Below are 25,646 nucleotides of genomic sequence, written 5' to 3'. Positions count from 1 at the left end.
GCATCGAACAGGCCAAGGCCGAGTGGAGAGCGCAGACCTTTCCCAAGGTCGTCGGCGACGAGTACGACTACATCCCGCTGCCGGAATAGGCCCACGGGAAGATCAGAAGACCCAGGGCAGATTACCTTGACCGGCGGACGGCGCCACACGCGCCTAACGCATCCATAATTGCGTGTAATGTATATCCCGGTCCGTCGGGACCAGTGGGCAACAAGGCCGGACTAGTGTGCTCCGAGTGCGGACACGGTGGTACACTCATAACCGCTGGCGTCCTTTGTGGGTGGTCATCTAACCGACTGACTCGCCAGCCACGGCCCCGGGTAGCGGCAACTACCGCGGGGCTTTTTTATGGACCGCGAGCCCATGAAACCCGTCGGCAAACAGGCTTCATTTCGGCCCCGAACGCCGGCGAATTAACGCCGACGAAATGTCATGATCGCCGATTGAAAACCGGCCGACAAGGGCGCCTTCAAAAACGCCGATTTCGCCGTTTCAAAAGGGCCTGAATTCTCCGATATTCCCGGGTCATTTTTCGCAGCTGAACCGCCACCTGATAATGGCAGGGGAGTGCCGCAATCTCACCGGGTCGAAACCCCCGGCGGAGATGTTCCCAATACAGCAACCCATCGGGCCCGATCCGCCAGCCCTGCCAGTCCTGGTGGCACTGGCCAAGATCCCCGGCCCGCAACCGCAGGGCCCGAAGCACCGGCCCGGCGGGGCGCGCCTCGCCCACCTCCTGACGGTAGAGGGTGCGGGGATGGATACCCAGCCACTCGGCCGCCTCGTCCAGCGAGAGGCCGCAGCCCACATAGCGGGCCTCCCACACCGGGTTGCCCCAGCGCTCAGCGCGGGCGTTCCTCATTGCTCGTGCTCCTGATAGGGGCCTGTCCCCGTGGGTCCACCGCCCCCGCGATAGGCGTCGCGTCGCGGTGGCCGTGGACTACGGGGACAGGCGTGCAGGCGGCCAGCGCCGCCGGGAGGAAGGGGGTAGAAGCCGGGCACCTGACACCGGCGCACGCAGGGCGTGGCGGTGCCGGACACCGGACGCGCTACGCTTGCCGGTTGGCCGGCGCCGCCACGCTCGGTGAGTCCAACTATTGGACTAAGTGGCCGTGTTACAGACCCGGCCACCGCCCCCCCGTAGAGTGCCACTATGGCAGTAAGTGCCCGTGTTACAGACCCGGGCACCGGTCCGGCTCCCCGGGCTCGAGCCGACGGGACAGGGCGGTGACCGACTCGCGCAGCTCCGCGAGCGCCTCGGCGCTCAGTGCCTCACGTACCGCCGGCACCTCGGCAAGGGCCTGTGCCTGCCAGACCGCGGCCTCCAAGGTGTTGGCGAGGGTCTGGCCGTACTCGGTATTCATGCTCATGGCGTGTGCTCCACTCGTTGGATGACGACATAGCCCGGGCCCCGTTCAACGAGGCGCCAGGCGGCGGGGAACCATTCGCCCGTGCTGCGCAGCGTCCAGCCGCCGCCGGGGGCGCGCACGGGGCGGTCCTCGGGCGTGCAGCGCTCGCGCACATAGGCCGGAGACAGCCACCACGCCCGTTCATGGCGTGCGGCCGGGGTGAGGCCACCGGTGCCGTGGATGCGCGCGCCCTTGGGCACCACACCGCGCACCCCCTTGGTGGCGTACTTGGCGAGATAGCCGACGGCCCGGCGGGCCCACTCGATGCGGGAATGGCCCCACGGCCACCAGCCGGCCTTATCGGGCTTGGGCAGGCGCAGCCGCCGGGGGAGCCAGAGCACCACGTGGTAGTGCGGCACACCGGCGCGCGTGAGCTCCAGCACCCACGTGTAGCGCAGGCGGTGACGCCGGCGCTGCATGTAGGCGCGCGCCCGGCGCAGGAACTCCGAGATATGCCGCCGGCTCCACGGCTGCGAGGGCGGATAGGTGAGCGTGACCATGGCGGCGCGGAAGCCCGAGGGCAACGCGTCCTCGTGAAGCCGCGCCGAGGTGATCACCCCGCGGCGCATACGGCGTAGCCGTGCCTCGCGAGCCTCAACGGTCAGGCGGGAAGACTGCCGCGTGCCACTTGTTGAAGTACGGACAAGCCCAGAGACGGCCGGCCGCCGGGGGACCCCGGCGAGCCCGCCGCGGGTGTCTTGGATTGCGTGTAATGTATATTATGTTAAATAGTCAATGCGACGATCTGGTGTCCCCTTCCCGTAGATTAGGTCCACGGATTAGTAGAACTTCCGGCATGATGGCGGTCTCGACCTGGAGGTCATCATGCGTAAGAGCCGGTACAGCGAACACCAGATCGTCAGCGCCCTGAAGCGCGCCGAAGAGGGCGTGGCGGTGAAGGATATCTGCCGGGAGCTGGGTATCAGCACGGCGACGTTCTACCAGTGGCGCTCGAAGTACGGCGGCCTTGAGGCGTCGGATTTGAAGCGGATCAAGGATCTCGAGGAGGAGAACCGGCGGTTGAAGCAGATGTACGCCGATCTCTCGCTCGATCACCGCATTCTCAAGGACGTTGTCGAGAAAAAGCTCTAACGGCCAGCGCCCGTCGGGCGCTGGCCGAGTATGCGATGGAGGCGCACGGTGCAAGTGCACGGCGCGCCTGTCGGGTTGTGGGGTTGAGCCGCTCGGTACAGCGCTATGAGCCCAAACGCCCGGACGATGGCGCGCTCATCGACGTGCTGGCCGAGCTCGCCGAGCGTCATCCACGCTTTGGCTTTCGCAAGCTGTTCGTGCTGCTGAGAAAGGCCGGACATCCCTGGAATCACAAGCGGGTATGGCGAGTGTACTGTGCGATGAAGCTCAACCACCGGCGTCGGTTCAAAAAGCGCTACCGCCCCGAAGCGCCTGAAAGGCTGCTCCAGCCGCTACGACCGAACCAGGCCTGGTCGGCGGACTTCATGAGCGATGCGCTCTACGACGGCCGCGCCTTTCGCACTTTCAACGTCATCGACGACTACAACCGCGAGGCGCTGCGGGTGGAAGTGGATGTCTCGCTCACCGCCGAACGCGTTCTGCGGGTGCTCGACCAGCTCCTGGTCGTGCGCGGGCGGCCCGAGCGCATCCGAGTGGATCATGGTCCGGAGTTCACCAGTGCGGTCTTTGTGGGCTGGTGCCAGACCCACGGTATTGAGCTCGAATACACCCAACCCGGCAAGCCCAACCAGAACGGGTTCGTCGAACGCTTTAACGGCAGCTACCGCAACGGCGTGCTCAACGCCTGGTTGTTCATGGACCTTGAGCACGTCCGCGAGGAAACCGAGCGTTGGCTCGCTGAGTACAACACCATCCGTCCCCACGAATCACTCGGCGATATCTCGCCGCTCGAGTTCCTCAACGACCGTGGCCATGCTGGAGTTTCTATTTATGACTGGGCCTAAGTCGGGGAAGTGGACACTTGAGCACGTCCGCGAGGAAACCGAGCGTTGGCTCGCTGAGTACAACACCATCCGTCCCCACGAATCACTCGGCGATATCTCGCCGCTCGAGTTCCTCAACGACCGTGGCCATGCTGGAGTTTCTATTTATGACTGGGCCTAAGTCGGGGAAGTGGACACTGGAGCCCCACCGTTGTGGTGTAGGATCCAGTTTCAGATGAAATTTTTCCACGCCGGTGAAACTCCGTAACCTATTGGTAATGAAGGAATTATTTGGAGTCTCCGACAGTGGTTTGGTCATTCATGCACTCCCACGCGCAGCCCTTACTCGCTCGCTGCTTGGGTGCGCCCCACCCCTTCCCGCTTACCTCGTGAGTACCAGAACCAGAATCTGCGGTGGGTGAGCCCCGTGCTGGACCCTCGCCGCGTTCACGTGCGCGCATGACGACGACACGGATGACCGCTTGCTACTCTACCCTGACCCTTACGATCGGTAGCAGCCAGTCTATTTCCTCTCTACGTGCCTTCGCTCCACGCTCTCGAGCAAATTTCGCTCCCAACTGGGCTGGCAGTAGGTCCGAGAACTTGTAGCGGCGCTCGCACGCTTCGATGGGCACGGTTAATTGATCAGCGTTCAGTGAGCGGATGCAGTCGGCAAGAGACTGTTCCGTGGCGTCCATAGGAGGCTTGAATCGTATCCGCCAGGCATCAGCTGTGCACGAGGAACCTTGATTCTTGAGTGCTGCCGCGATTGCTGTGTTCGCGCTCGCTCCCAGGAACGTCCACCAAGAAACACCGGCTATGCCATCAATCAGATAGCTCCCTTTCATGTCTAACCAATCGAACTCCTCCCGCGCCTCTTGGAGAGCGTCTTGACCTCTGTTAGATAGCAAGTCATTTATGCCCGGCTCGACTAGCGCCGCCCGCACACCTTGAGTCACTGCCCCAGACAATCCGGGTGGTGCCCCACTCCAGCGGCTGGTCCCTCTGCGGTCTGATGGTTCTACCCATACGCGGCGCTGCTTCCAATCCAAGTGAATCACTCGCCAGCCTTTACCGGCCAAGGTCAGGACAATGGGCTGGGCGTCGATAGGAAAGAGCGAGGCCATATCCACCGTGCCCACTTCCGAGCGGCCGTGCATGACACTCATCAAGGGAGCAGCCAGGAAAACCGAGAACAATTCGAGAAAGTTCTTGCGCCCATAGCGACGTTCACCCTCATCGCCGAGACAAATCAGGCCATCGACCTCAAAAAGAACCTTTTCGGACAGGAGGTGATCCAGAAGCTTCTGATACTCCTCGGGGGCTATCTCTGTGGCAGCGAGGAACGGCTGAAGGGCCCGCTGTACTTCGGACCTCACCAGTCCGCCCTCTTGGAGCACCAAGGCCAGGATCTGCTGTGCAAGCACATGGACTGGGTACGGGGGTGGCACAATGGGCTCGACGTACCCTTCCCGCCAGCGATGCAGCAGCCCTGCCGCGCGCAGGAAGCCTGCGCGAGTTGTGGCAAGAAAGAGGCAGTTTCGCTGGCCATTTCGGCGGCCAGTCCGGCCTATTCGTTGAAGAAAAGAGGCCACTGAACCGGGCGCATCGATCTGGATCATTCGATCCAGATCCCCTACATCGATACCGAGCTCGAGCGTGCTTGTGGCGACGATGACGCAGTCCCGTCCGTCGGCAAACGCATCCTCCGCGCGACGGCGCTCGTCCTGAGACAGCGAGCTGTGGGAAACGTAGGTCGTGACACCCAGCTCTCGAAGCCTTAGTGCGAGCTCTTCAACCTGTTGCCGGCTGTCACAGAAGACCAGCCGCTTTTCTCCAAGGTATAGGCGCGAAATGACGAGCGCGGCGTTGTCTAGCCCGCCCACGAAGTCCAGGGTCACATCGGGAGCACGTGTTTCCGCCACCTCTGGCGAGACCACACGACGCGAGCCGCTCGTCGTCCCCTTGGTGAGCCAATTGAGCAACCCTTCCGCATTGCCTACGGTCGCTGACAACCCCAGACGCTGAATCACGTGAGGTGTGAGTTGACCCACCCTTCCGAGCACAGCGAGGAGGTGCCAGCCGCGGTCATCTCCCGCAAACGCATGAATCTCATCTACGACCACGACCCGCAGCGACGCGAAAAACGTCCGATGGTCCATCAAGGCGGAGTCGAGCATGACCTCCAGCGACTCCGGCGTCGCCAAGAGGATGTCGGGTGGCTGGCGGCGCAGCTTCTTTCTTGTGGACGCTCCTATGTCCCCATGCCATACCCCAACGCTGCGTCCGAAAAGCGCTGCATACATCCTGAGGCGATGTTCGAGGTTATTCAGGAGGGCCTTGATAGGACAGAGATAGAGCACCGATAGGCCGGTCCAGTGCTCGCTAAGCATCCTCGAAAAAACGGGCAGGATAGCCGCCTCGGTCTTGCCCCCGGCTGTTGGCGCCAGCAGCAACGCATGCTCCCCTGAGAGGATCGGGTCAATGGCTTCAGCCTGCAGTGGTCGCAGCTCACGCCATCTGAGACTGTTGACTACGTGATGCTGGACGGCTGGGTTCAGCCGCTCAAAGGCGTCGACGCTCACAGGCGTATGTCGTCCACTGAAGTCGCGCCTGAAACGGAGCGCTCCTGCGCTGTTAGCTCGTTTGGGTCGACCGTCAATGAGTAGTGCTGCCGTGGATCGAAATCGGGAAACTGGTCAATGCGATCCAGCACCTCCCCCACCAGCTTCTTGAGGAACAGGCGCGGCGCGACGCCGACGTTCCCACCCAGATTGCCGGTCACCGCCTGAGCCAGGCCTTTCAGGTAATCATCGTCTGCCTTGGTTTGGATTCGCGCAGATTGTTCAGAGCCTGCCGCGAACAGATCCCGGACACGCTGCCCTACGGCCAGAAGCCGTTCTTCGTTAAAGTTCTGCAACCGGATCTGAGGAGCCCTCGGATTGTCGAAACGACCATTGTCCTGGAACTCCACATGCAAGCGCTGCGCGAGCGGTGCCAACCGCTGTATGCCCTGCGGGCCGTCGAAAAACGGCGGAGTCCCGGTCATGATCAGGTACAACCCCGGAAAGCGACCGGCATCCACTTCGTCCATAAGCTGCCTCAGGGCATTCAACCCCTTGTCACGCACGTCGCCGCGGACACGTTGGAGAGTTTCGACCTCGTCCAATACCCAGACCAACCCGGCATAGCCCGAGTCACGCAACACGATGAGCAGGCCCTGAAGAAAGCTCATCGCCCCGAAGTGGTCGATATCGCCCTTGATACCCGCGTAGCGCTTGGCGTGAGCGGAGACATTCGGCTGGCCGCCGAGCCAGGCGAGCAATCCATCGGCGATCGCCTGCTCCCCCTCCAGCAAGGCCTTCCGATAGCCCCGCAGGCAGGCGGCAAATGCCGGCGCACGGCGATTCACCTCTTGCAGCTTGCGCTCCATTAGAGCGTTCGTCCGCTCCATGAGCTGCGCCTCGTCAGACAGCTCCGGCTCATCCGCCAGGACGTCCTCTTCCAAGGTAAAGAACCAGCCATCCACAATGAGGCGAAGAGCACCATGCCGATTCCCCTGAACCGTCAGGCGCTCGACCAGCCGCCGGTAAACGGTCTCCAGTCGGTGAAGCGGCGTCTCGGCCTCCGAAATCTGAACCTCGGTTGTCGCGAACCCCCGCCCGAGACCACGCTCCTGTAGCCAGCGCGAGAAAAACGTCTTGCCCGCGCCGTACTCACCCCGCACGGCCTTGAATACGCCTCGTCCCGACTGCGCCGTGGCCAGCTCCCGATCAAGTGCGTCCACATACCCCTCAAGGCCGACCGCCAGCACATCAAGACCCTGAGGTGGCACGGTTCCCCGCCGCAACGCGTCCAGGATTTCGTCGCGCCGCTCCGGACTGATGTGCTCGATGTCACGCATAGGCTCAGCCCTCGGAGATCTCGAACTGCTTTCGTAGCAGCGCCGTGTCGAGCACGATTTCGGCGCCCGACGCATCCTCGCCGACCACCGCATAGCCATCGACGTTCAGCAATTTCTGCATTGCAGCAAACTGAGAGCGCACGCGCAGCTCCGGTATGTCCATGGCGGCCGCGAGTCGCTTGCGACTCAGGCGGCCATCGGCCTGCAAAAGAGCATGGAGGAACTGCCTCAGGACCGATTCCTTCGGCGCGATGCGGCCAGCGGCCTTTCGCTGGCGGTGATAGGTCGGCGACGCGAGCAACTGCTCAACTAACCGTTCGCCTTGGTCCTGCTCGGGCCCGTAGGTGGTGTCCAGTTGCTCGAACAGACTCGCCTGGCGTGTTGTTTCGCCGCCTCCACGCAACTTCGCGCTTTTCAAAGTGGCCGCAGGCTCGGCCGCGTTCGCCCGCTGAACAGGCTCCGCCGCCTGAGCCCACCAGGCTGGTTCCTGCGCCGGCAGCGCGTCCCAGCCGGAAAGCTCAACTGCGTTCTCACTGCCCATGAAGCGGAAGACGCCAACAGGGACGACAATCTCTTGAGGCGTTGCACCGCCATGGTATCCATTGCTCCGTCGAACGTAACGAATACGCTCGCTCCATGGCACGATAACGCTGTCGACTCCGAGCGCCTCGCGGACGGCGGGATTGGCGACTCGGATTTCGCCCTCCACGGGCTCGGTTCCGGAATCACGCCAACGACCGGCGAGCGCCTGAACCGGTTGATGACTGTGCCAATCCATCACGTGACCGTGGTCGCTGGTGAGCACCACGGTCCTGCCGCTGACCCGCGCAGACTCCAGTAAGGCGTCGAGCTGTCGGAACTGGTCGCGACTCCAGCGCAGGCGCAACTGATCGGATTTGTCCAGGTGATCGTCGATGGCATTGACCACAACACCTAAGAGGCGCTTTTTGGGGTTGGCAATGGCCTCGCGAACGTCACTGGCCAACTCCCCACCGCCCTCGCTGAGCGCCGCCTTGTGGTAGACGGTCGGCTTGGACTTCCCGGACCCAATGGCGTGCAGCAAGCCCTGATGGTTCGCGAATGAATTGCGCTCGAAGTCGGACTGGCCCTGACAGAGTCTGCCGCTGAAGAGACTCGCCCGGGCCACGCGCGTAACGCTCGGTAACGTACTCAGCGCCGACACCGTTCGCCCGCTACCGGCTGGCCCATAACTGATCCAACCGTCCGCTGATAAGTCCGCTTCCAGCTCGCGGTAGGCCCCGTAATCCATACCGTCCATCACGAGAAAAAGCACGGGTGACTGCCGAGCCAAGGGTGCCACGAGCTCATCCAGCACCGCCTCAAGGCCAACAAAGCGCCCATTGGCGAAAGAAGTCCGATCCCAGTTCGCCAAGGCCTCCGCAAACCGCTTGTTCAACGTCTCGCGGTGCTGACGCAACTGCGTGAGCAATCGCTCCAATGCGGCGCTGACGCCCGCATGGGCATCACCGCCAAGGAGAAGCCGGCGCCCCCAGTCCACAAAGCTAGCGTCGTCGCGATGGCTAACCGCCAGTTGCTCAAGACTGCGATTGGCGCCGCGTGTACCGCCAACATTGAGGTAACGCAACAATCGCAGGGCAACATCGAGCCGCTCCAGGCGCCCCTCATCGCCCGGACTAAGCTCATGGGACCGGACCGCCTGCAATGCCGCCCCGACGTCCGAGCATTCAGCGCGCCCATCAAGGGCGTTGGTAAGCGCGTCTGCATAACGCTGCAGACGGTGCTCATATCCGCGCTGCAGGACCAGACTCTCCCCGCCTGCGTCACTGATCTGCAGCTCATCGAGAATGGCCTGAGCGCGCGCCCGGTGGGTCTGTCGTGACGCCTCGTCCAGGTCACCGAGCAGATCTCGCGCCAGCGCGAACCACCGCCGGCCCGCCGCGCCCGCCAGCGCCTGGCCGGCCAGATAGCGCTCCAGCCGGCCCGCCGCAAGCTGCCGGTCAGCCGTGATCGAGCCGGATTCGTCAAAGATCAGCTCGCACACCAGCCCGATAGCGAGCACATATTCCGCGTACTCGCTCTCCGCCACGTCCAGCAAGTGCAGCCCGAGCCTGCCGGCTCGTTGCTCGATGCGACCTCGAAAAAGCTGTCGGACCTCGTCATCCATGCGTCGCCATGCGTCAGCAGCGCCTTCAGAGAGGAGCCACCTCATCACCGCCTTGGCGTCCAGTAGGTCCTGGTCGAACCCCAGGTAGCGACGAAACAGCGAGCGCCAAACGGTATCCGCATCGAGAAATCGAGCGCGACAGGACGGATACCCCTCCGGCGGGACGTTACTGATCAGCAGCTCAGCGAGCCGCGGCGCACGGGGAATCCTTGGATCCAGTCGGTCCGCCGCGAAGAGCGCGAGCACGCTGTCCCACGGATCAAGCCCGTACAGCCTTCCACCACAAAGGCGCGCCCGCATGTCCTCGGGCAAGTCGGCCTCATGCAGACGGCTCAACACCACACCGTGTTGCCCATGTGCATTGAGTTCGTTAAGGGCCAGACCGAGCTCGAGCACCGAATCACACCGCCGAACCGGCCACCGCTGCCCCTGGAGCTGAATGACGTCCTCGCCCGCCCATTCGCCGGTGGCGCTTATCCCCACGGTTTCTACGCCGTGTCGCGCGATGACCTGCTCCGCTCGCGCCCGAATGAGGTCGGGCGTGAGCTGTCTCGACGGCGCAGTCGAAGGGCTCGCCCTAGTCGCCATGGCCGGACTCGTCGAATATCGTCCAGGAGACCTCGATCGTGGCACTCGCCGAGACGCCGCTCAGCTCCGCCTTGAGCGCCCGGAAGACCTCATCGACCTCGGACGCGGACACCTGCTGGCGATCCCGCTTCACCGCTCGCCGATTGGGCGCGTTGGGGGGGCGCGATGTCGGCGATGGTGTGCCGCCGCCACGCGCAGCGCGCGTCATCAAATCCAGGGCCGATCGCTGCGCCTCATCGACCGCGGGCGTTAGCGGCAGGACATGTTCATCACGCGTCAGCGCATCGTGAACCGGGCTCATGATGGATTCCGCTTCGGCGGTCCATTCAGCGGGCAATTCGGCAAGCCGCTGGAACAGATCCCAGGCCCCGGACTGCTCCAGTGTCTCCGCCAGCTCGCCCGCCTTGCCGATACAAGCGCCGACTGCCGTCGTCGACCCCGGGATGTCGGTCTGGGCAAGGGCCCGGATCACCTCGTTCTCCTCCGCCTGGGTGATGCGTTCGAGAATGGTACGCGCGGCCTCAACGCTACGTCGCCGCTGCGAACTGCCCGGATCGAGGCCGAGTGCGGCGATGCGTTTCTCTAGCGACTGGTTGAGGCGCTCAACCGCGTCTCGCCGGGTATTCGCATGCGTGCGCAGCTCATCCACGAAACGGCCGACGTTCGTGGCGTTGAGCTGGCGCGAATCCATCGCTAGGCCAAACAGGTGACCAGCGCGCTCCAGTGCCTCATTCCAGTCCTGCTGCGCCGGCAACGGCTGCTCGCGTAGTTCGAGCTGATCGTCCACCTGGTCAAGCCGCGGTTCGACGGCACCCCCATGCAGGTAGAAGCGGCGGTTCGTCTGCTCGGCGAACGCCAGGATCACCAGGTTCTCGACGTCTCCCGGCAACCCCATGGCATGCTCGGTCTGCAACCAATGACGCAGGCGGCCTACGGTGAGCTGCTGGACATCCTCGCTGTTGATCCGACGGTTGAACGTGTCCCGCCAGTAGTCGCCCAGGACGAAGTGCGTCTCACCCATCTGGCCGAGGTGCAGCGGCACTGCGATGCCGTTCATGACCTCCCGGTCTTCCCGGGCCACCTCCACGCGCCCGTCAGGTAGGCCCGCCACACGGCTGACGACGGCCAACACTTTCTTGAGCGCCGCACGACGGACTTCTACCGTGAACCGCGGATGATCCGGGTAATGTGCCGCCAGCATTTGATCCAGCAGATGCTGGAGATTCTCCAGGAAGTTCGCCCCCACCGGCGGCTGCAAGTGAATGCCCTGGGACAGTGAGAGGAAGTGATCATCCAGATCCTGCCCCGCGTCGACCGCATCCTCGTTGATCCGGCTGATGCCATAGGCCGTCAGCAGATTGGAGCGAACCCGCTGTCGCAGCTGGTCGCGTTGATTGGTCAACAGCACCCGCGCCTGATCGCGCTGGGCCTGCGACAGGTGGCTCCCATAGTTCGCGAGCCGCTGGCCGGACAGGACATGCTCCAGCACCGTCAAGCGTGCCAGATCATCATTCGCCTTGGCGCTGAACGCCGAGGGCAACCACACCAGCGTCGAACACTCGCCGTAGATGCTCTGGAACTGCTGGACCTGCGCCCGATCGTTCGCCACCGCATCGCCGATGGGCAGGCTGATGACCACTTTCCAATCCGTCTCCCGCGGGCGGAATCCCTCGAGTGACAACTCCTTGGCCTTGATGATCTCCACTTCGCATCGGCGTCGCGTTCCGCGCCAGTCGAAATCCAGCACGGGGGAACGGTACATGTCGTCCGTGTCCTTCAAGGCCAGGTCGGCGCGAATCATGTCCCGCACGAGCTGAACACGGGCGCCCGGCGTGTCCGACGCCAGCGCGTTCTCGAGAATGCCATCGGTATCCACACCGACGAGTTGGAGCGCTACGGTGGCGTCGGTACCCTCATCGCTGACCTTGATTTCCCCGATCTGGCTCGCCCAGCGGCGACACTTCTGGAGCACCGCCGTGGCCTCCTGGCCCGGGATGGGGGACCGCACGCTGCCGTGGTTCAGCGTGGCCAACCGCGCCGGGGTCATCGCGGCGAGTTCCTCCACGCCCTCCGCCAGCGCCGCGAGAAGCAGCGTTTTGACCAACCGATCGTCAGCCCGAAACGCCTTTTCTTGGCCCTCGGGCAGCTGACCATCCTCCAGCGCCTCCACGGTGGTGCCGTAGTGATCCGCGAGGACCGGTAGCAGGCGTGTCCGGTACAAACGCCGTGCGTTGTCGAAATGCCCACGCATTGCCTGGGAGAATGGCTCATCGCCGCTGGCGAGAACGTCGTACAGGTCACCCACGGGCACGATGTCGCCCAGCTCCAAGCGATCGCGCTGGTCCACCAAGAGCTGGAGCATGAGCTTCAAGGCGGTGCGCTCGCGCTGAAGCAGTGACGACAACGCCACCAGGGCCTTCACCAGCACCGGGCTGAACGGGTAGACCTGCCGGAACTGCTCCTTGGTGTAGTCGCGGGTCAGCAGGGTCTGGAGCACGCCTTCCCGCACCTGCGCGGCCTTCTCGAAGGCCTGATCGAGCTGCGCCCGCGCGTCCTCGGACTTGGGCCGCAGCAGCCGCTTTTCGACGATGGCGGGGAGGTTGCGGTCCTCCAGCGTGATCTTGTCGAAACGCGCCTCCCACCAGTTAAGCACGTCCGAGAAGCGCATCTGCTCGATGCCACCCATGTGCTCACTGACCAGCTCGCGGAGGTCGCGCTGCCGGGCGATGAAACTGATGATGGGGATGGGGCGAGAGGCGTCCATGGACTCCACAAGCTTGGCCACCTTCTGGCCCTCGCGGTTGATGAACTCGTCATCGGACGCATGGCTCGCCAGCCACAGGATCAGCTCGTCGAGGAACAGCACCAGCCCGTCATAGCCCAGGGACTGCGCGTGCCGCGCGATCACGGCCAGCCCCTTATCCAGGTCCACCAGCCCCTGGGTTTCATCACCCGCAAGCTGGCCGGCGTGGCTGAAGTAGCTGTCCACCAGGTCGGTGATCAGCTGCCCACGCAGCTCGCTCTCCGGCGGCGCGGCCATGGCTGACTCGAACGTGGCCGCGTCCCAGCCACCGGCGAGGTCGCCCCAGCCATCATCACCGCCGCCCTGCTGGCCCAGACCGGCGAAGAAGGCCTCGTCGCCCATCCGCTCCCGCAGGCCGCGGGCATCCTTGAACAGGCCTTCGCTGCGGTACACCGGTGGCGTGGGCGCGTCCGGATGGAGGCGGCGGATGTAGGTCACGTAGTGGCCGAGGATCGCCGCCTCCATGCTGCGGGCGCCGATCATGTGATACGGAACCACTAGCACATTGTGGTTCTGGGTCCACTCGTTATGCCGCTGGATGACGTTGGCCAGCTCCGGGATAGCACGCGCGTCCGCACTGCCCTGCAGCAGCAAGGTCAGCACCGCCATGAAATGGCTCTTACCGCTGCCAAAGCTGCCGTGAAGGTAGGCGCCCTTGCTTGCCGGCGCGTCGAGGGCGCTCTTGACCAGCGTCATGGCCTGATCGAAGCAGCGCCGCAGCTCCGGCGTCACAACATAGCTGCGCAGCGTGCCCTGCGGATCCTGCACGCCCTCGGTCAGTCGCAGCACGAAGTCCCCCTGGTGCACCTCGTGGGGAATATCGATGATCTCGGCGATCTTTGTCATGGCACGTCCCGTCACCCCTGCCCTTTAGAAGGCGCCACCTGCAGCAGCAGCGCCGTCGTGTTGTCCGACTCGCCCGGTTGGGCGGCCTGTTGCAGTACGTCCAGCAGCCCGCGCAGCAGCGCGTCTGGCTGTCGTGCGTCGCCTGCTAGCTTCTTCCAGTGCCGGTCCACCAGCGACGCCGGATCGGACACGGCCCACAGGCCATCCGTGCTTAGCAGGTATCGCCCGCCGGGCCGAAGCGTTATGGTCCGGCAGTCGGCCCGCTCCGCCAGCGACAGCGGCAGATCCTCCGCCGTGAGGTGCCGTAAACCCGGCGACAAGCGACCGCGCTCGTCCTCGAAGGTATTACCCATGGCAAACGCCTGGCTGATGCGGCTCTCCGGCTGCCTGTGTATCCGCCGCTGCCAAGCCTCGACGTCTATCGCGCCAGCGAGCATGGCGCGCGTCGACGGCGCATGGTCCAGGGTCAGATAGCGCGGACCCACCCCGGAGCCCAGCTCATAGAGCCGGCTGTCACCCACGTGGTAGAGCCACGCGGTATCTTCCGCCACCACCTCCAGCAGGGTCAGCGTACAACCTGGCGAGCGAACACCGGCACCCCAATCCGCGTGGAGTTGATCGTGCAGGGCATCCAGCCCGTTGACCAGCGCCTCGCGCGACGCATACACCGGCAACCGCCGAATGGCATCCGCCGCGTCCTCGGCCACTTGGCGGCCGTTGTCGTGGCCCCCCATGCCATCCAGTACCGCGATGCGTAGCCGCCCCGCCGGCCAGTCGTCCCGGTTGATCGTGGTTGGTGCGCCCCCACGCAGGCAGACACCAAAGCCCGCAGCATCCACCACCACCAGGTTGTCCTGATTCTCGGCGCGCTCGCCCACCGCCAAGCCACGCAGCGTGAACCAGGCCAGCTCACGCCCCGGCGGCATCATCGGTGGGGCCTGGCGGCTGTCAACATAGCCATCGAGCTGCGTGAGGGCAAAGCTCAGTTGCATGGGCACACCCGCAAATTCCGTCGTCGCAGGCTTGCCGGGCCTATCCGCCTCATGACCCGCCCCGCCCCTCAAGCTCGTGCCAGACCCGCAGGATCACCAGCGTCTCCCGATGCACGGAGTAGCGCACGACATAGCGGCCGAAGACCATGTCACGAACGGTCTCCGGCTCCGGCGCAGCAGCGACGGGCCGCCCCATGCGCGGAAACCGCGGCAACGTCTCCAGGCGTTCCAGCAACTCTGCCGCCACTCGACCGGCCGCATTCGGGTCATGCTCGGCGATGAAGGCCCGCAGGCGGCTGAGGTCCTCAATGGCCTCCGCAGCATAGACCCGCCTCACTCACCCGCCTTGGGCGGCGGCAGCTCGTCCGTCTGCCCCCAACTGCGCAGCCAGTTGTGCACCGCCTCCCCATCGGCGACGCGCCCCTGGGTGGCGGACTCCACGGCGTCCAGCGTCGCCTGCCAGCGCGCCTGCTCGCGCTGATGGCGCTCCAGGTATTCCGCCATGGCCTGATTGATCAGCCAGCCCTTGCTGCGCTGGAGCCGCTGAGCCATGGCCTCCAGCCCCTGCTCCACCTCCGGCTGGAATCGAACGGTGGTGACACCCATCACGGCCCCCGCTGATATCCGAATACTCTGTATTCGACTGTAGTCTAGCAGTAAGCCAGCCGCTTCAGCTCTGGGCCTTGCGGCCCCGCCGACGTGTCTGCGGCGGTTGCCACTGGCGGATGGCATCCCGCGTCAGGCCCAGCTCCTGGAGCTGACCGGTCAGGTAGGTCTCGAAGAACTCGTCCATCCGGCCGAACTCCGGGTCCGGCGTGCTGTGCCACTGCTGGACCCAGGGCAGCAGCTCATCCATCGCCGCGAGAAATGGCACCAGGCGCTCCGCGGGCCAGCCGGCCTGCTGGCGGCGGTCCGTGTAACACGCCGCGACCGCCTGCATCCGCTGCAGGCTGTCCCAGCCCGCCCACCCGACCAGCAGGCTGTTGTCACCGTCCGGGCTGCAATGGGGCAGGCTGACGAAGCGCTCCTTGGGCACGTCCAGCGCCCCGCGCAGCCGCCAGTAGGTGCCGTCCAGAAAATCCCCCTTGTTGTACTTCGGCGGCACCGGGATGGTGCCCAGCTCGGTGCGTTTGCGTTCATCCTGCGCGCGCTTCAGCCGCTGGGCGAAGTCCGCATCCGACTCGTCATCGCCCTGTGTCAGCTCGGCGGCCACCTCCGCATCGATGGCGTCCTCGCGCCGCTGGAGCGCCCAGGTGGCCTCCCAGTCCTGACGCTTGCGCTGCCCGGCCGCCTTGTAGCGCAGCACCGACAGCAGTGGTACGGCCTCGTCCGCCACCAGCTCCGCCACCAGCTTCTTCACATCCACGCCGCTGCGGCCGACGTAGAGCTCCGCAACCGCCATGAAGTCAACATCCAGCACCGCCCGGTCCGCCAGATCGTTGGTGGTCTGCAGGGCCGGCTCGCCCCAGTAACGCCCCGCCTCCAATCGGTCCAGCAGCCAGCGGCGCAGCGCGGCCTCTTCCGTCTCTGCCCAGCTATCCAAGTTCCAGCGGCGCTTGTGCTCGGGCTGCTCCAGCAGGCCGATGTAGCGGTCCGACTGGATGTGCTCGATGCGCGCCTCGACCAGGGCGCGGTAATCCTCGGGCCAGTCCGTTGGGAGCTCCGTGATGGGCGTGGAGCCATGGCGACGAAACCAGCTCGTCTCCAGCTTGCCAGCGGCCATGCGCCGCGCCATGGCGATCTCGAAGGCCCGTTCGCCCAGGCGCAGCGCCGGGGGCGACTGTGGCCGACCGGCCGCATCGCAGTACTCGAAGTCCCGATCGAGCACGCCGTAGAGCCGGTAGCATCGCCAGTCCACTTCCTCCTGCAGCGCGATCATGCGCCCGAGCAGGTCCTCAGCCTGCGCGCGGTAGGCGTCCAGCTCATCGCGGGAGAGCGGCAGGCGGTCCCTCAGCGCGTCCGGCAGGACGGCCTGCCGCCGGGTGGCGAGATCGTCGAGCTGCCGGGCGAGGTCCAGGGGCTTGGTCTCGGTGACTGGGAACTGCTTCAGGCCGGTGCCGGTGAACTCGTAATGACTTTCCCAGTTCTCGTCGCCCATTGCCGAGTAACCCGCCGCCACTCGGCTTCCGCCGCCAGCTCCCTTGCTGTGAAACACCTGCTTCATCCAGAAGCAGGCCACCGAGCTGTTCAGCAGGCCCAGCAGCGCCAGATGGTCGTCCTCGCTGGCCTCGGCCGGGAGCTTGATCACCGGCGCCGAACGATTGAACACCTTGCCGCCGCGGTCGAGGACGAAGTGGTTGTGGGTGGCGACGAAGGCGAAGGTGATGGATCTTGGGATCTGAAAGCGATCCGCGGGAATCTGGCCGTACTCGTACCAGGCCTTGCCAACATCGCGATAGGTCTTACCACCAAAGACTTTGCGATCGAACAAGGTCGTCCGATACGGCCACATGAACGGAAAGGCCCCTTCAATCGCCTGCGGCTCAATTACCTCAACGGACGGTGTATAGGGAAACAGCGCCGACCAGACCTCGTAGAAGGCCCAATCCCGTATGTCCTCGCCGATCCCGAAGGTACGGACAAGATTCATAGGGACACCCTGACGCCTGAAGACGTCAGGTTCCTGAACAAACACCTCATCACTCTTGGTGATGCAAACAAATCCAATGGAGGTTGCCCACTCCTGCATTGTGGATTGGGCGCTACCTTCCACATGCTCCTTCACCGCAGTAATACTGCCGCCGCCCAACGACCATGGGTGAGCCGCAAAGGTAGGCCTTTCGAGATCGGCTACCGACACGAAGTCACTTTCGCTGCCCGGCTGATCGACTTGATCGAGGATAGCGCTCCACACCTGGCCCCTCGCTGGATCAGACGGTGTGCCCGGCTCCCCTCGTATCCCCATGACTGTCCGCACCGTGGGCGCCGTCGGTGCCCGGTTGCTGCCAAAGAGGATGACGGTCGGTGTGCCGTGCCCCGGGATATAGGCCCCAGCCGTATGGATGACATGCGTCAGGTTCACCCGCGGCAGGAACTGCTCCACCAGCTTCTTGCCGAACTCCCGCTTCATGAAGGAGTCCGCGATGATCATGCCGGTGTGGCCGGCGGGCTGGCGGTCACCGCCCGGCAACGCGAGACTGAAGAAGCGCTGCGTGAACGGCACGGTCAACGCATATTGGCGGTGGCAGACCTCGCCGTAGAAGCGGCGGTAGAGTGCGTTCTGCGCCTTGTCCTTGACCGTGATGTACGGTGGATTGCCGACCACCGCGTGGTAGTGACTCCCCAGGATTCGGTTCAGCGCCTCGATATCCTCGGACCGGTAGGCCTGGCCGAAACTCGGATGGCGCCGCATGGATCCGGCATGGTCCAGCGCCAGCTCGTTCAATGGCAGGCCATGTAGCAGGCTGTCACCCGCGGCCAACTCGAATTGGTAGGCAGGCGCCTCCTTGACCTTTCCTATCCCCTCGGCCTGCAGGGCCGCGATGAGCAGGCGGAAGCGCGCGATGCTGACGGCGAAGGGGTTGATGTCCACGCCCGCCACGGCGCGCAGGGCTTTCTGAATGCGCTCGCGCGGGGTCATGGCCGGTGCCTGGCGGTGCCAGCGCTGGAGCAGGCGATGGAACGCACCGATGAGGAAGTGACCCGAGCCACAGGTGGGGTCGATCAGCCGCACCGCCTCCAACCCGAAGTCCTCGATGGCCGGGTCGAGCGTGCGATCCAGGATGAATTCCTCGACGAACTCCGGCGTCTGCAGCAGGGCGAACTGCTTACGCGCCCGCTCGGAGAGCTGCTCGTACAGATCGCCGAGGAAGCGCGTGTCCCAGTCCGGATCGGTGAAGTCGTGGACCAGCTCGCCCGTCTCCGGGACCACCCGACGCCAGAATTCCCAGAGCCCGCGGGCGGCGTCGCCGGACGGTGTGAGTTGCCAGAGCGGGTTGTGTTCCCGGTCGAACAGCTCGCGCATGGCGGGCAGCTCTCCGACGGTCTCGAAGACGTTGAGGAAGTAGTCCCGGTCCGTGTCCGTGGGGTGCTCGCGGAAGTAGCCGTCCCGCCGCTCGCGGGCCTGGCGCGCGCGCTCACCGGGGCCTGTGATGAACGCCTCGGCCAGGAGCTGGTTGTCCTCCAGGAAGCGCACGAAAACGCCCGCCAGCACCCAGGCGACCGCGCTCTGGGTGAGGTTGTCCTCCCGCCAGTCCTGGTACGTTGCGGCCGTGCGACCGCTGTCACGCGCCTCGCGGTACTCCGCCTGCAGGCGATCCCGCATCGACGCCACGGCCTCGCTGCGCTCACGCAGGTCGTCGGTCAGGTTCGCCACCTGCTGCTGCAGGTCCCGACGCAGCGCGTTCAGTTCTACCCCCATGTTGCCCCTTCTCTACGAAACAGGTGGAACGGACCAACCGGTAAACCCTACGTCTGGCCTAAACCGGATTGGCTTTGATTCTCTGTGTGACTGTTTAGCTGAGGGCTTCGAGAAACCAAAGCGCGAATCGATCCAGCTCTGTCGGGGAGCCGCCCAACGAAAGCGCCACCGCCGTCAACAGCGAGAACTCACTGCCAACATGCATTGTGACCCCGAGTCACGCCGTTGGAGTTCGGCAGCTCCCTCGAAGCCCCCATAGTCGATTACCCCTTCACCGTTTCGGGGGGCGTGTTCAGCCAGTGACGGTCCGCGTGCAGCCACTCGGAAGTGTGCACGATGGGCAGCGCCCGGTCGTCGATCATCGGCAGCGTCGAGGCACTCGAGCCTGGAATCAGCAGGACCGCGCCCGGGTGCCGCCCGCGCTCACAGGCGTCGCGCACGCGGTTGAGCAGCTCCATGTGGCCGTAGCGGACCAGCAATCCGGGGTTGAGAATCAGGATCGGCGAATCGGCCTCGATAACGGACGGGGTAATGCGCCGGACGGCTTCCGCCACAAGCTGCAGCAAGCGCGGCCAGTTGGCCCCGTCGGGCCCCGCCCCGTCGGCTTCCAGCACAACGCTCCAGCGGGCCTTACGCGCCTCAGCGACGGCCTTCATGGCACGCAGCAGTTCGCCCTCCAGGCTGTACGGGGTGAGGCCATAACCGGTGGAGAGGCGCTGCTGGGCCCGAACCATGTGTCGTGGCGCAATGCGCAGGGCGAGGAAGCGGCCCTCCTTTGCCACGCGACGGAGTTTGTGCTCGATCTCCGTGACGCGTTCGCTGCCCGGGCTTTCGGCCGCGGTCGTATCGCGGGTGGTATCGCCGGCGGTCAGCGACCCCCGAACGCTGGCAACGGTGTAGTGCCCCTGACGGCTGTCCCAGCGCAACTGGGCGTCTACCTGATCGAGCAGCGTGTCCAGACGCGGGTGATCCGGCAGCGGCTCCGCCTCCGGATAGCGTCGTGCGATCCGTTGCTGGATGGCGCGTGCGGTGAGTTTGCTCGGCCCGATGAGGGCGCCGTACCCCAGGCGCAACGCGCGCTCGGCGTCCATGCCGCGCGGGTAGATCTCCAGGCGACTCGACAACGCGGCGGTGCTGGAGCTGGCCACGGCCAGATTGACCAGACGGTTATCGCTCAGCTCGGGCTCGGGAGCGTCGATGGTGCGTAGTGCCTCGATGACCCGTTGCGGTGCGGGGAGTGGGTCCTCGGCGGCCATGCGGTCCGCCGCCTCGCCGAGGGCCTCGGCATAGCGGGCGCGTCGTGGGGCATCGGAGGCCGCCCAGGCTTCGTCCAGGTGCTCGGTGGCCAACACAAACGTGTGGTGCTGGCCTCGAAAGACAACGAAGCGCGGCTTTTCCAGGCCCTCCTCCACCTCGCAGGCCGCCGCCGCCACGGCGAGGGCCCGGCGCTCCCGGCGCACGCCGTCGCTGGCCGCCCCCCGCATGCTGACGAGCCCGTGACACAGCTCGCTCAGTGTGAGCACACCGCCGTGGCGGCGTACCAGCTCTCCCACGTCCTGGCGAAGGGCCGTCATCCACTGTCGCTTGGCCCATCGCTCGCGCGCCCGGTCCAGAGCGCTCTCCAGCGTTTGCCGGGGGACGGCGAGCCGGCGGGCTGCGTTGCGGGTGTCGGCCCATTCGCCTGTCGGCTCGCCGCCCTCGTTCCCGCCAGCGCCCCCTTCCTCGGCGTCCAGTCCGAGGAAGCCGCGGAGCAGGCGCGCTTCCTCTTCCTCCATGCGGTTGTGCACGACGCGAGCCACAAGGCGGTCCAGGCTCCAGTATTCCGGGGCGCCGACGCTGTCGCCATCCTCGTCGTCGTCGGCGGCGGTGGTGGTGGCCTCTGACTCGAAATGCTCGCGCAGGCGTTCGGCCAATTGCCGGATCTGGGAAACCGTGCGTTGGCCCAAGCCCTTGTTTCGATACAGGCGAATACGTGGTAGGCGCAGCAGATCGTCTATCTGATTGACGCCGAGACGATCGCCAAGGGCATTCATAAGGCGGCCGCTCAAGCCGAGCTCCGAGATGGGTGTGCTGCGGTCGAGGTACGGCAGCATCTCGTCCAGCAGGGCGTCCACGTCCGGTATGTCGTCGTCGTGGGTCGTGCGCGTGGGGCGGTCGACGTGCTCGAAGACGCGATACCAGGCCCTTCGCATCTCCTCGGCGGTGTCGAAGCGGTCCGCCGGATCACGGGCCAGCGCCTGGCGGAAAAACCGAGTCAGACCCTCGCGCACGGCGGCGTCAAATTGCGCGGTGTCGAGGTAGACCTCCTCATCAGTCAACAGCGGATCGCTGGAGCCGTCCCCCCAGGACGGGGTAACACCAGTGGCCATTTCGTAGAGCGTCACGGCCGCGGCGTACCGCTCAGCATGGAGGTCCCAGCGTTGCGGCCGACGCTTGGAGAGGAAGGGATCCAGGTACGGCGGCGTGCCCGCGCGAATGTTCTCCGGTGGCGCGTTGGACAGGGAGAAGTCAAATAGAACCAGGGTGAGCTTTTTGCCGGGCGTCTCGCCGATACCGATGTTGTCCGGCTTGATGTCCCGATGAGCGACGCCCGCCTGCTCCAGCCACGCGGCCACCTGGAGCAGTTCGTCACCGAATCGCTGCAGCAGATCCAGGCTGAGCTTGCCGTCCTCGCGAATGCGCTGGGCCAGCGTCTCGGTTCCGGTCTTGTTCTCGGTACCAGCTCGCGCCATGAACAAGGCGGAGTGGCCGGAAACAGTCGTCCGATCAAAGAGTTCGACGATGTTCTGGTGCCGTAACTGAGCAAGCACCTGGCCTTCCTGTTCAACGCGCTCGTTAAAGCGCGGCTCCAGGGCGACCTTGAGCACGCCCTCCCGCCCCTCACGGTCAGTGACGAGCAAGGCAACGGCCGTGGAGCCCTTGCCCAGACGGCGGCGTACCTGGAAGCCGCCGTCGAGCACGTCCTTGGGGCGCGCATCCAGCGGGTTGGGTTGATCCTCCGGGTCAGGGCGGGTTAGTTCTTCCTCGACGCCCTCGAGCTCCTGCAGAAATTCGTCCACACCACTCAGCCGGTCCATCGCTTCCGGGCGAGTCGCCTCGCATATGAGGTCATCCAGCGCCGATGGGGCGGCATCCATGACGTCGGAAAGCCGGAGACCATCGCCCGTCTCCAGCTTGGCGCGCAGACCCTCGGCACCGTCCGCGGGGGGTGTCTCGGAGAACAGGAAAAAGGCGAGACACCCCAGCGAGAAGACATCCATGCGCTGATCGTCGTAACCCGCACCCACGATCGCTTCCGGCGCGATGAAGGCCTCCGACTGATTTTCTCCCCAATAGGCCGGCGCCGACGTCTCGGATATGGAGAGCCGCGTGCCGCCATCTGTACCCGTCCCCTGGCGGGCGCTTTGCCAGTCAAAAAGCTTCAGCGCGAGCCCGCGTTGCTTGTCACGGTAGACGAGGATGGACTCGGGGCTCAGCGCGCGATGATACAGTCGATTGCCGTGCGCGAACTTTAGGGTCTCGGCGATCTGGCGCACGAGGTCCAGCCGGTCACCGGCGTCCAGGGTATCGCGCTGGAGCGGCAGCCACTGATCCAGTCGCTCAACGCCCTCGGGATGCTCGAAGACGAGCGCGGGCCCGCGCTCATGCTCCGTGAACTGCTCGACCTGCAGGATACCCGGGTGCTTCACCCCATCCAGAATCTGGAACTCTCGCTCTGCCGCCTTCTGACGCTCCCGTCGGCTGGTTTCGGAAGTGGTGAGCGCATACGGGTAGATACGGACTCGCCGGTGCGAGCGTTCGAACCGGACATGGGACGCCTCCCAGTCCTGGTATAGATCGGTCTCACGAATCAGCGTATTCAGGCGAAAGTCACCGACTCGATTCTGCTGCTGCGACTTTCTTATCCCGCACTGTTCCAGCGCCTGCTTGATCTGGCGAGACTGGCCATGACCGATAGCCGCCGCCGAGCGCTGGTCGAGCTCGCCCCGCAATAGCGCCAGGATGTTTTCCTGTGTGGTTTCTGCCTTGTTGTCCGGTAGGTAGATCCCCGCCCGGGCAGTCCCGGTCAGATCACACCGCAAGTCCTGGTTCGAGAGAAATACGACCGCTTCGATGTAGGGGACCCGCCCGCCACCCTTTTTGCGGAAGGCGCGCTGCGATTGCAGCAGGGTCTTCAGCTTCTTTGCCTTACGGTTGGCCAGCAGAAGCGGATTGTCGAAGCTGCTCCTACGGCCGTCGCGCTCCCACGTCCACGTACCGGCGTCCCCGCTGATACGCCCAGGATGGCTCTTGATCTCGACCAGGTAGATACGACTGCGCGAGACGACGAGGACGTCAACTTCATTAACGCTGCCGTCATCCGCTATGAACTCCAGGTTGGCCCATGCGCGAAACGGCTCGTAGTCCGGTAGCCGGTCTCGGAGATACTCGAGGGCGCTTCGCTCCCATGGGAACTCGGACTCGGTCACGACCTGCCAGCGGGGTGGCTTCATAGCTTGAGATGCCCTACGTAAACCTTCGGATGCGATGATCTTTCACGCTTGGTTCGGCCACACCTCGGCAGGGCACTCCGCACTGCTCGAATCCTCCAGAAGTAGATCTGTTGCCACGAGGCCATCGAACATGCCAAGGAAGCGGCACACCGAGTTGCTGCGCGGATGATGAGTAGAGAGGACCCACCCGCTGCGTGCCAAGCCGTTGTGCTCCAGCGGGAGACCGTAACGTTGGCGTGCTGGCACCGTTCCATCGGGAACGTATTCTAAAACAGAACGGCAAGGGCGTGATCCTGTGTACCAAGCAGACGCTGTCGCGAAAATGGGGACGTTCCAGGTTAACCAACCGAGTACCGATCATCGGTCATGATGGTACCGGAGGCCGAGCTCTGCTGACGAGAGGTCGCCCAACTGGAGTTGACCCGTTCTGGTGGACATCCGAGCCTTTGGGAAGCAATTGGAGTCCACGATGCCACAGTCCAGACCCCCATATCCGGCGGCCTTCCGCGAGCAGATGATCGAGTTGGTGCGCACCGGGCGTACGCCTGAGGAGCTTGCCCAGGAGTTCGAGCCCACAGCGCAGACCATCCGTAACTGGGTCGCGCAGGCCGAGCGCGACAGCGGCCGGCGCTCTGATGGGCCGAGCAGCGCCGAGCAGGAGGAGCTGCGGCGCCTGCGCCGAGAGGTGAAGCGGCTGCGTGAGGAGCGGGAGATCCTGTCAAAAGCCGCGGCCTGGTTCGCTCGGGAGACCGACTCGGTGCCACCGAAGTCTTCGAGTTCGTCGAAGTGAACCGGGCCTTCCACCGCGTTGCCACGATGTGCCGGGTGCTGGGCGTCTCCCCCAGCGGGTACTATGCGTGGCGTACCCGGGTCCGCTCGCCGCGCCAGCGCGGCGACCAGGAGCTCACCGCTCACATCGAGGCGATTCATGAGCGCTCGCGGGGCACCTACGGGGCGCCGCGGGTGCACGCCAAGCTGCGCGATGAGGGCCGCTGTGTGGGCCGCAAGCGTGTCGCAAGACTGATGCGCCGCCGCGGCCTGGTGGGCGAGACTCGCCGGCGCTGGACGGTGACCACCCGGCGCGCGGGCGAACGACGCCCGGCACCGGATCTGCTGGAGCGCGAGTTCGCCGCCGAGCGCCCGGATGAGGTGTACGTCGCCGATATCACCTACGTCCCAACCTGGGCGGGCTTTTTGTACCTCGCCGCGGTGCTCGATGCCTGCACCCGCCGTGTGGTGGGTTGGGCGATGGCCACGCACCTGCGCACCGAGCTCGTCGTCGCGGCGCTGGAGATGGCCATCGTCCAGCGCCGCCCCGAGGGCGTGATACATCACTCCGACCAGGGGTGCCAATATACGTCCCTGGCCTTCGGCGAGCGCTGCCGGACCGCGGGCGTGCGCCCCTCGATGGGCTCGGTCGGGGACTGCTACGACAACGCCATGGCGGAGAGCTTCTTTGCCACCCTCGAGTGCGAGCTGCTTGCCCATCACCGTTTCCGCGATCCCGGTGAGGCCCGACCGGCGATATTCGAGTTCATCGAGGGCTGGTACAACTCACACCGGCGCCACTCCGCCATCGGCTACCACTCACCCCTTAACTACGAGAGGAGGCTCAACAACCGGAAGATCCCCCCGAAAGTCTGAAACCGTCCACCGAAGCGGGTTAACTTCAGACACCGATCTGGCGGGCGCCCTGATTATGGCGGAAAACATCCGCCGATCCGTGGAAGCCCTCGCTATTAAGAACGACAAGACGCCGCTGGGAACGGTGACCGTGAGTATCGGCGTTGCCGCCATTGAGAACCATGAATACGCCGATCATCAACAGCTTCTCAAGGCGGCGGATACCGCTATGTACCAGGCCAAAAAGGACCAACGCAATTGCGTGCGTTCAGTGGGCACCACCGTACAGTGAATCACCGCGCATCGCCCTCGTGCCCCTTCGCTCGCTGAGCCTTCCTCCCCTGCAGCCCCCGCCGACTTTCGAAGGCGCGGGCTCACCAAGCATGACCGCCGCCGACGCTCGAACTTCTCGATACGACGCAAGGCCCACGGGAATGCGTCCAGCTGCGTGGCGGCCGTGTGCGCCACCCTGCCCCGCTGAGCGTCCCCCGCATTCCCGGAGGCCAATCTGCGCCGTATTGGACGTGTAGGCTGGTTAGTGCAACGTGAGCAGCTTGTCTGCCACC

15 protein-coding genes and 1 pseudogene are annotated in these 25,646 nt (G+C 64.8%); 4 read left to right on the top strand and 12 right to left on the bottom strand.

All coding sequences use genetic code 11. The features are described 5' to 3' along the window. Positions 1–469: 469 nt before the first annotated feature. From G7A99_RS08165 to G7A99_RS08155, 3 genes are all read right to left on the bottom strand, one after another. On the bottom strand, positions 470–862 hold the full coding sequence (locus tag G7A99_RS08165; protein ID WP_163139455.1) for a helix-turn-helix transcriptional regulator: 393 nt from the start codon (positions 860–862) through the stop codon (positions 470–472). Positions 863–1,172: 310 nt separating this feature from the next. Then, positions 1,173–1,370, bottom strand: coding sequence for a hypothetical protein (locus G7A99_RS08160; RefSeq protein ID WP_163139453.1), 198 nt, complete (start codon positions 1,368–1,370; stop codon positions 1,173–1,175). Beyond that, a complete protein-coding gene (locus G7A99_RS08155; protein ID WP_163139451.1) occupies positions 1,367–1,978 on the bottom strand; it encodes a hypothetical protein in 612 nt (203 codons plus the stop codon). Before G7A99_RS08155 ends, G7A99_RS08160 begins: the two co-directional genes overlap by 4 nt. A 256-nt stretch (positions 1,979–2,234) precedes the next feature. On the opposite strand from G7A99_RS08155, the gene G7A99_RS08150 reads away from it, so the two are divergent. Both G7A99_RS08150 and G7A99_RS08145 read left to right on the top strand, forming a co-directional pair. Next, positions 2,235–3,346 (top strand): IS3 family transposase gene (locus G7A99_RS08150; protein ID WP_371807602.1). Its coding sequence is split into 2 segments (ribosomal slippage): positions 2,235–2,496 and positions 2,496–3,346, totalling 1,113 coding nucleotides; the frame shifts between segments, so codons are not numbered across the junction. Beyond that, positions 3,333–3,506, top strand: a complete 174-nt coding sequence (locus tag G7A99_RS08145; RefSeq protein ID WP_163139449.1) for an integrase core domain-containing protein — start codon at positions 3,333–3,335, stop codon at positions 3,504–3,506. The genes G7A99_RS08150 and G7A99_RS08145 overlap by 14 nt, the downstream gene beginning before the upstream one ends. A gap of 304 nt (positions 3,507–3,810) precedes the next feature. Here G7A99_RS08145 and G7A99_RS08140 read toward each other — a convergent pair whose 3' ends face one another. The 9 genes from G7A99_RS08140 to pglW form a co-directional block, all read right to left on the bottom strand. Then, a complete protein-coding gene (locus tag G7A99_RS08140; protein ID WP_040409684.1) occupies positions 3,811–5,910 on the bottom strand; it encodes a DEAD/DEAH box helicase in 2,100 nt (699 codons plus the stop codon). Further along, the gene (gene brxD, locus G7A99_RS08135; protein WP_018719628.1) at positions 5,907–7,229 is read right to left on the bottom strand and encodes a BREX system ATP-binding protein BrxD; all 1,323 of its coding nucleotides are present in this window, start codon (positions 7,227–7,229) and stop codon (positions 5,907–5,909) included. Before brxD ends, G7A99_RS08140 begins: the two co-directional genes overlap by 4 nt. A 4-nt stretch (positions 7,230–7,233) precedes the next feature. Beyond that, entirely contained in the window at positions 7,234–9,963 is a 2,730-nt protein-coding gene (gene pglZ / locus G7A99_RS08130) for a BREX-2 system phosphatase PglZ (protein WP_018719627.1), read from the bottom strand. Further along, complete coding sequence (locus tag G7A99_RS08125; protein WP_018719626.1) at positions 9,953–13,612, bottom strand: hypothetical protein; 3,660 nt, start codon at positions 13,610–13,612, stop codon at positions 9,953–9,955. Before G7A99_RS08125 ends, pglZ begins: the two co-directional genes overlap by 11 nt. 11 nt (positions 13,613–13,623) lie before the next feature. Further along, positions 13,624–14,604: a PP2C family serine/threonine-protein phosphatase gene (locus G7A99_RS08120; protein WP_018719625.1), complete on the bottom strand. Its 981-nt coding sequence runs from the start codon at positions 14,602–14,604 to the stop codon at positions 13,624–13,626. Positions 14,605–14,653: 49 nt separating this feature from the next. Next, positions 14,654–14,941, bottom strand: a complete 288-nt coding sequence (locus tag G7A99_RS08115; protein WP_018719624.1) for a type II toxin-antitoxin system RelE/ParE family toxin — start codon at positions 14,939–14,941, stop codon at positions 14,654–14,656. After that, positions 14,938–15,210 (bottom strand): CopG family ribbon-helix-helix protein, encoded by a 273-nt coding sequence (locus G7A99_RS08110; protein ID WP_018719623.1) that lies wholly within the window; start codon positions 15,208–15,210, stop codon positions 14,938–14,940. The genes G7A99_RS08115 and G7A99_RS08110 overlap by 4 nt, the downstream gene beginning before the upstream one ends. A 64-nt stretch (positions 15,211–15,274) precedes the next feature. Continuing rightward, positions 15,275–18,964 (bottom strand): BREX-2 system adenine-specific DNA-methyltransferase PglX, encoded by a 3,690-nt coding sequence (pglX, locus tag G7A99_RS08105; RefSeq protein WP_018719622.1) that lies wholly within the window; start codon positions 18,962–18,964, stop codon positions 15,275–15,277. Between the two features lie 263 nt (positions 18,965–19,227). Beyond that, positions 19,228–23,433 carry a BREX system serine/threonine kinase PglW gene (gene pglW, locus G7A99_RS08100; protein WP_163139445.1) on the bottom strand — a complete coding sequence of 1,402 codons (4,206 nt, stop codon included), beginning with the start codon at positions 23,431–23,433 and terminating at the stop codon, positions 19,228–19,230. A 493-nt stretch (positions 23,434–23,926) separates the two neighbouring features. On the opposite strand from pglW, the gene G7A99_RS08095 reads away from it, so the two are divergent. Together G7A99_RS08095 and G7A99_RS08090 are read left to right on the top strand one after the other, a co-directional pair. Further along, a protein-coding gene (locus G7A99_RS08095) for an IS3 family transposase (protein WP_371807601.1) occupies positions 23,927–25,101 on the top strand; the annotation gives its coding sequence in 2 pieces (ribosomal slippage) (positions 23,927–24,185 and positions 24,185–25,101; 1,176 coding nt in all). Between the two features lie 31 nt (positions 25,102–25,132). Further along, a pseudogene (locus G7A99_RS08090) lies at positions 25,133–25,372 on the top strand (diguanylate cyclase); the annotation flags it as partial. Positions 25,373–25,646 lie beyond the last annotated feature (274 nt).

It is taken from the genome of Arhodomonas sp. KWT, assembly GCF_010993615.1.
Note: the sequence above shows the minus strand (reverse complement) of the source record. Positions and strands in the feature narration are given on the sequence as shown.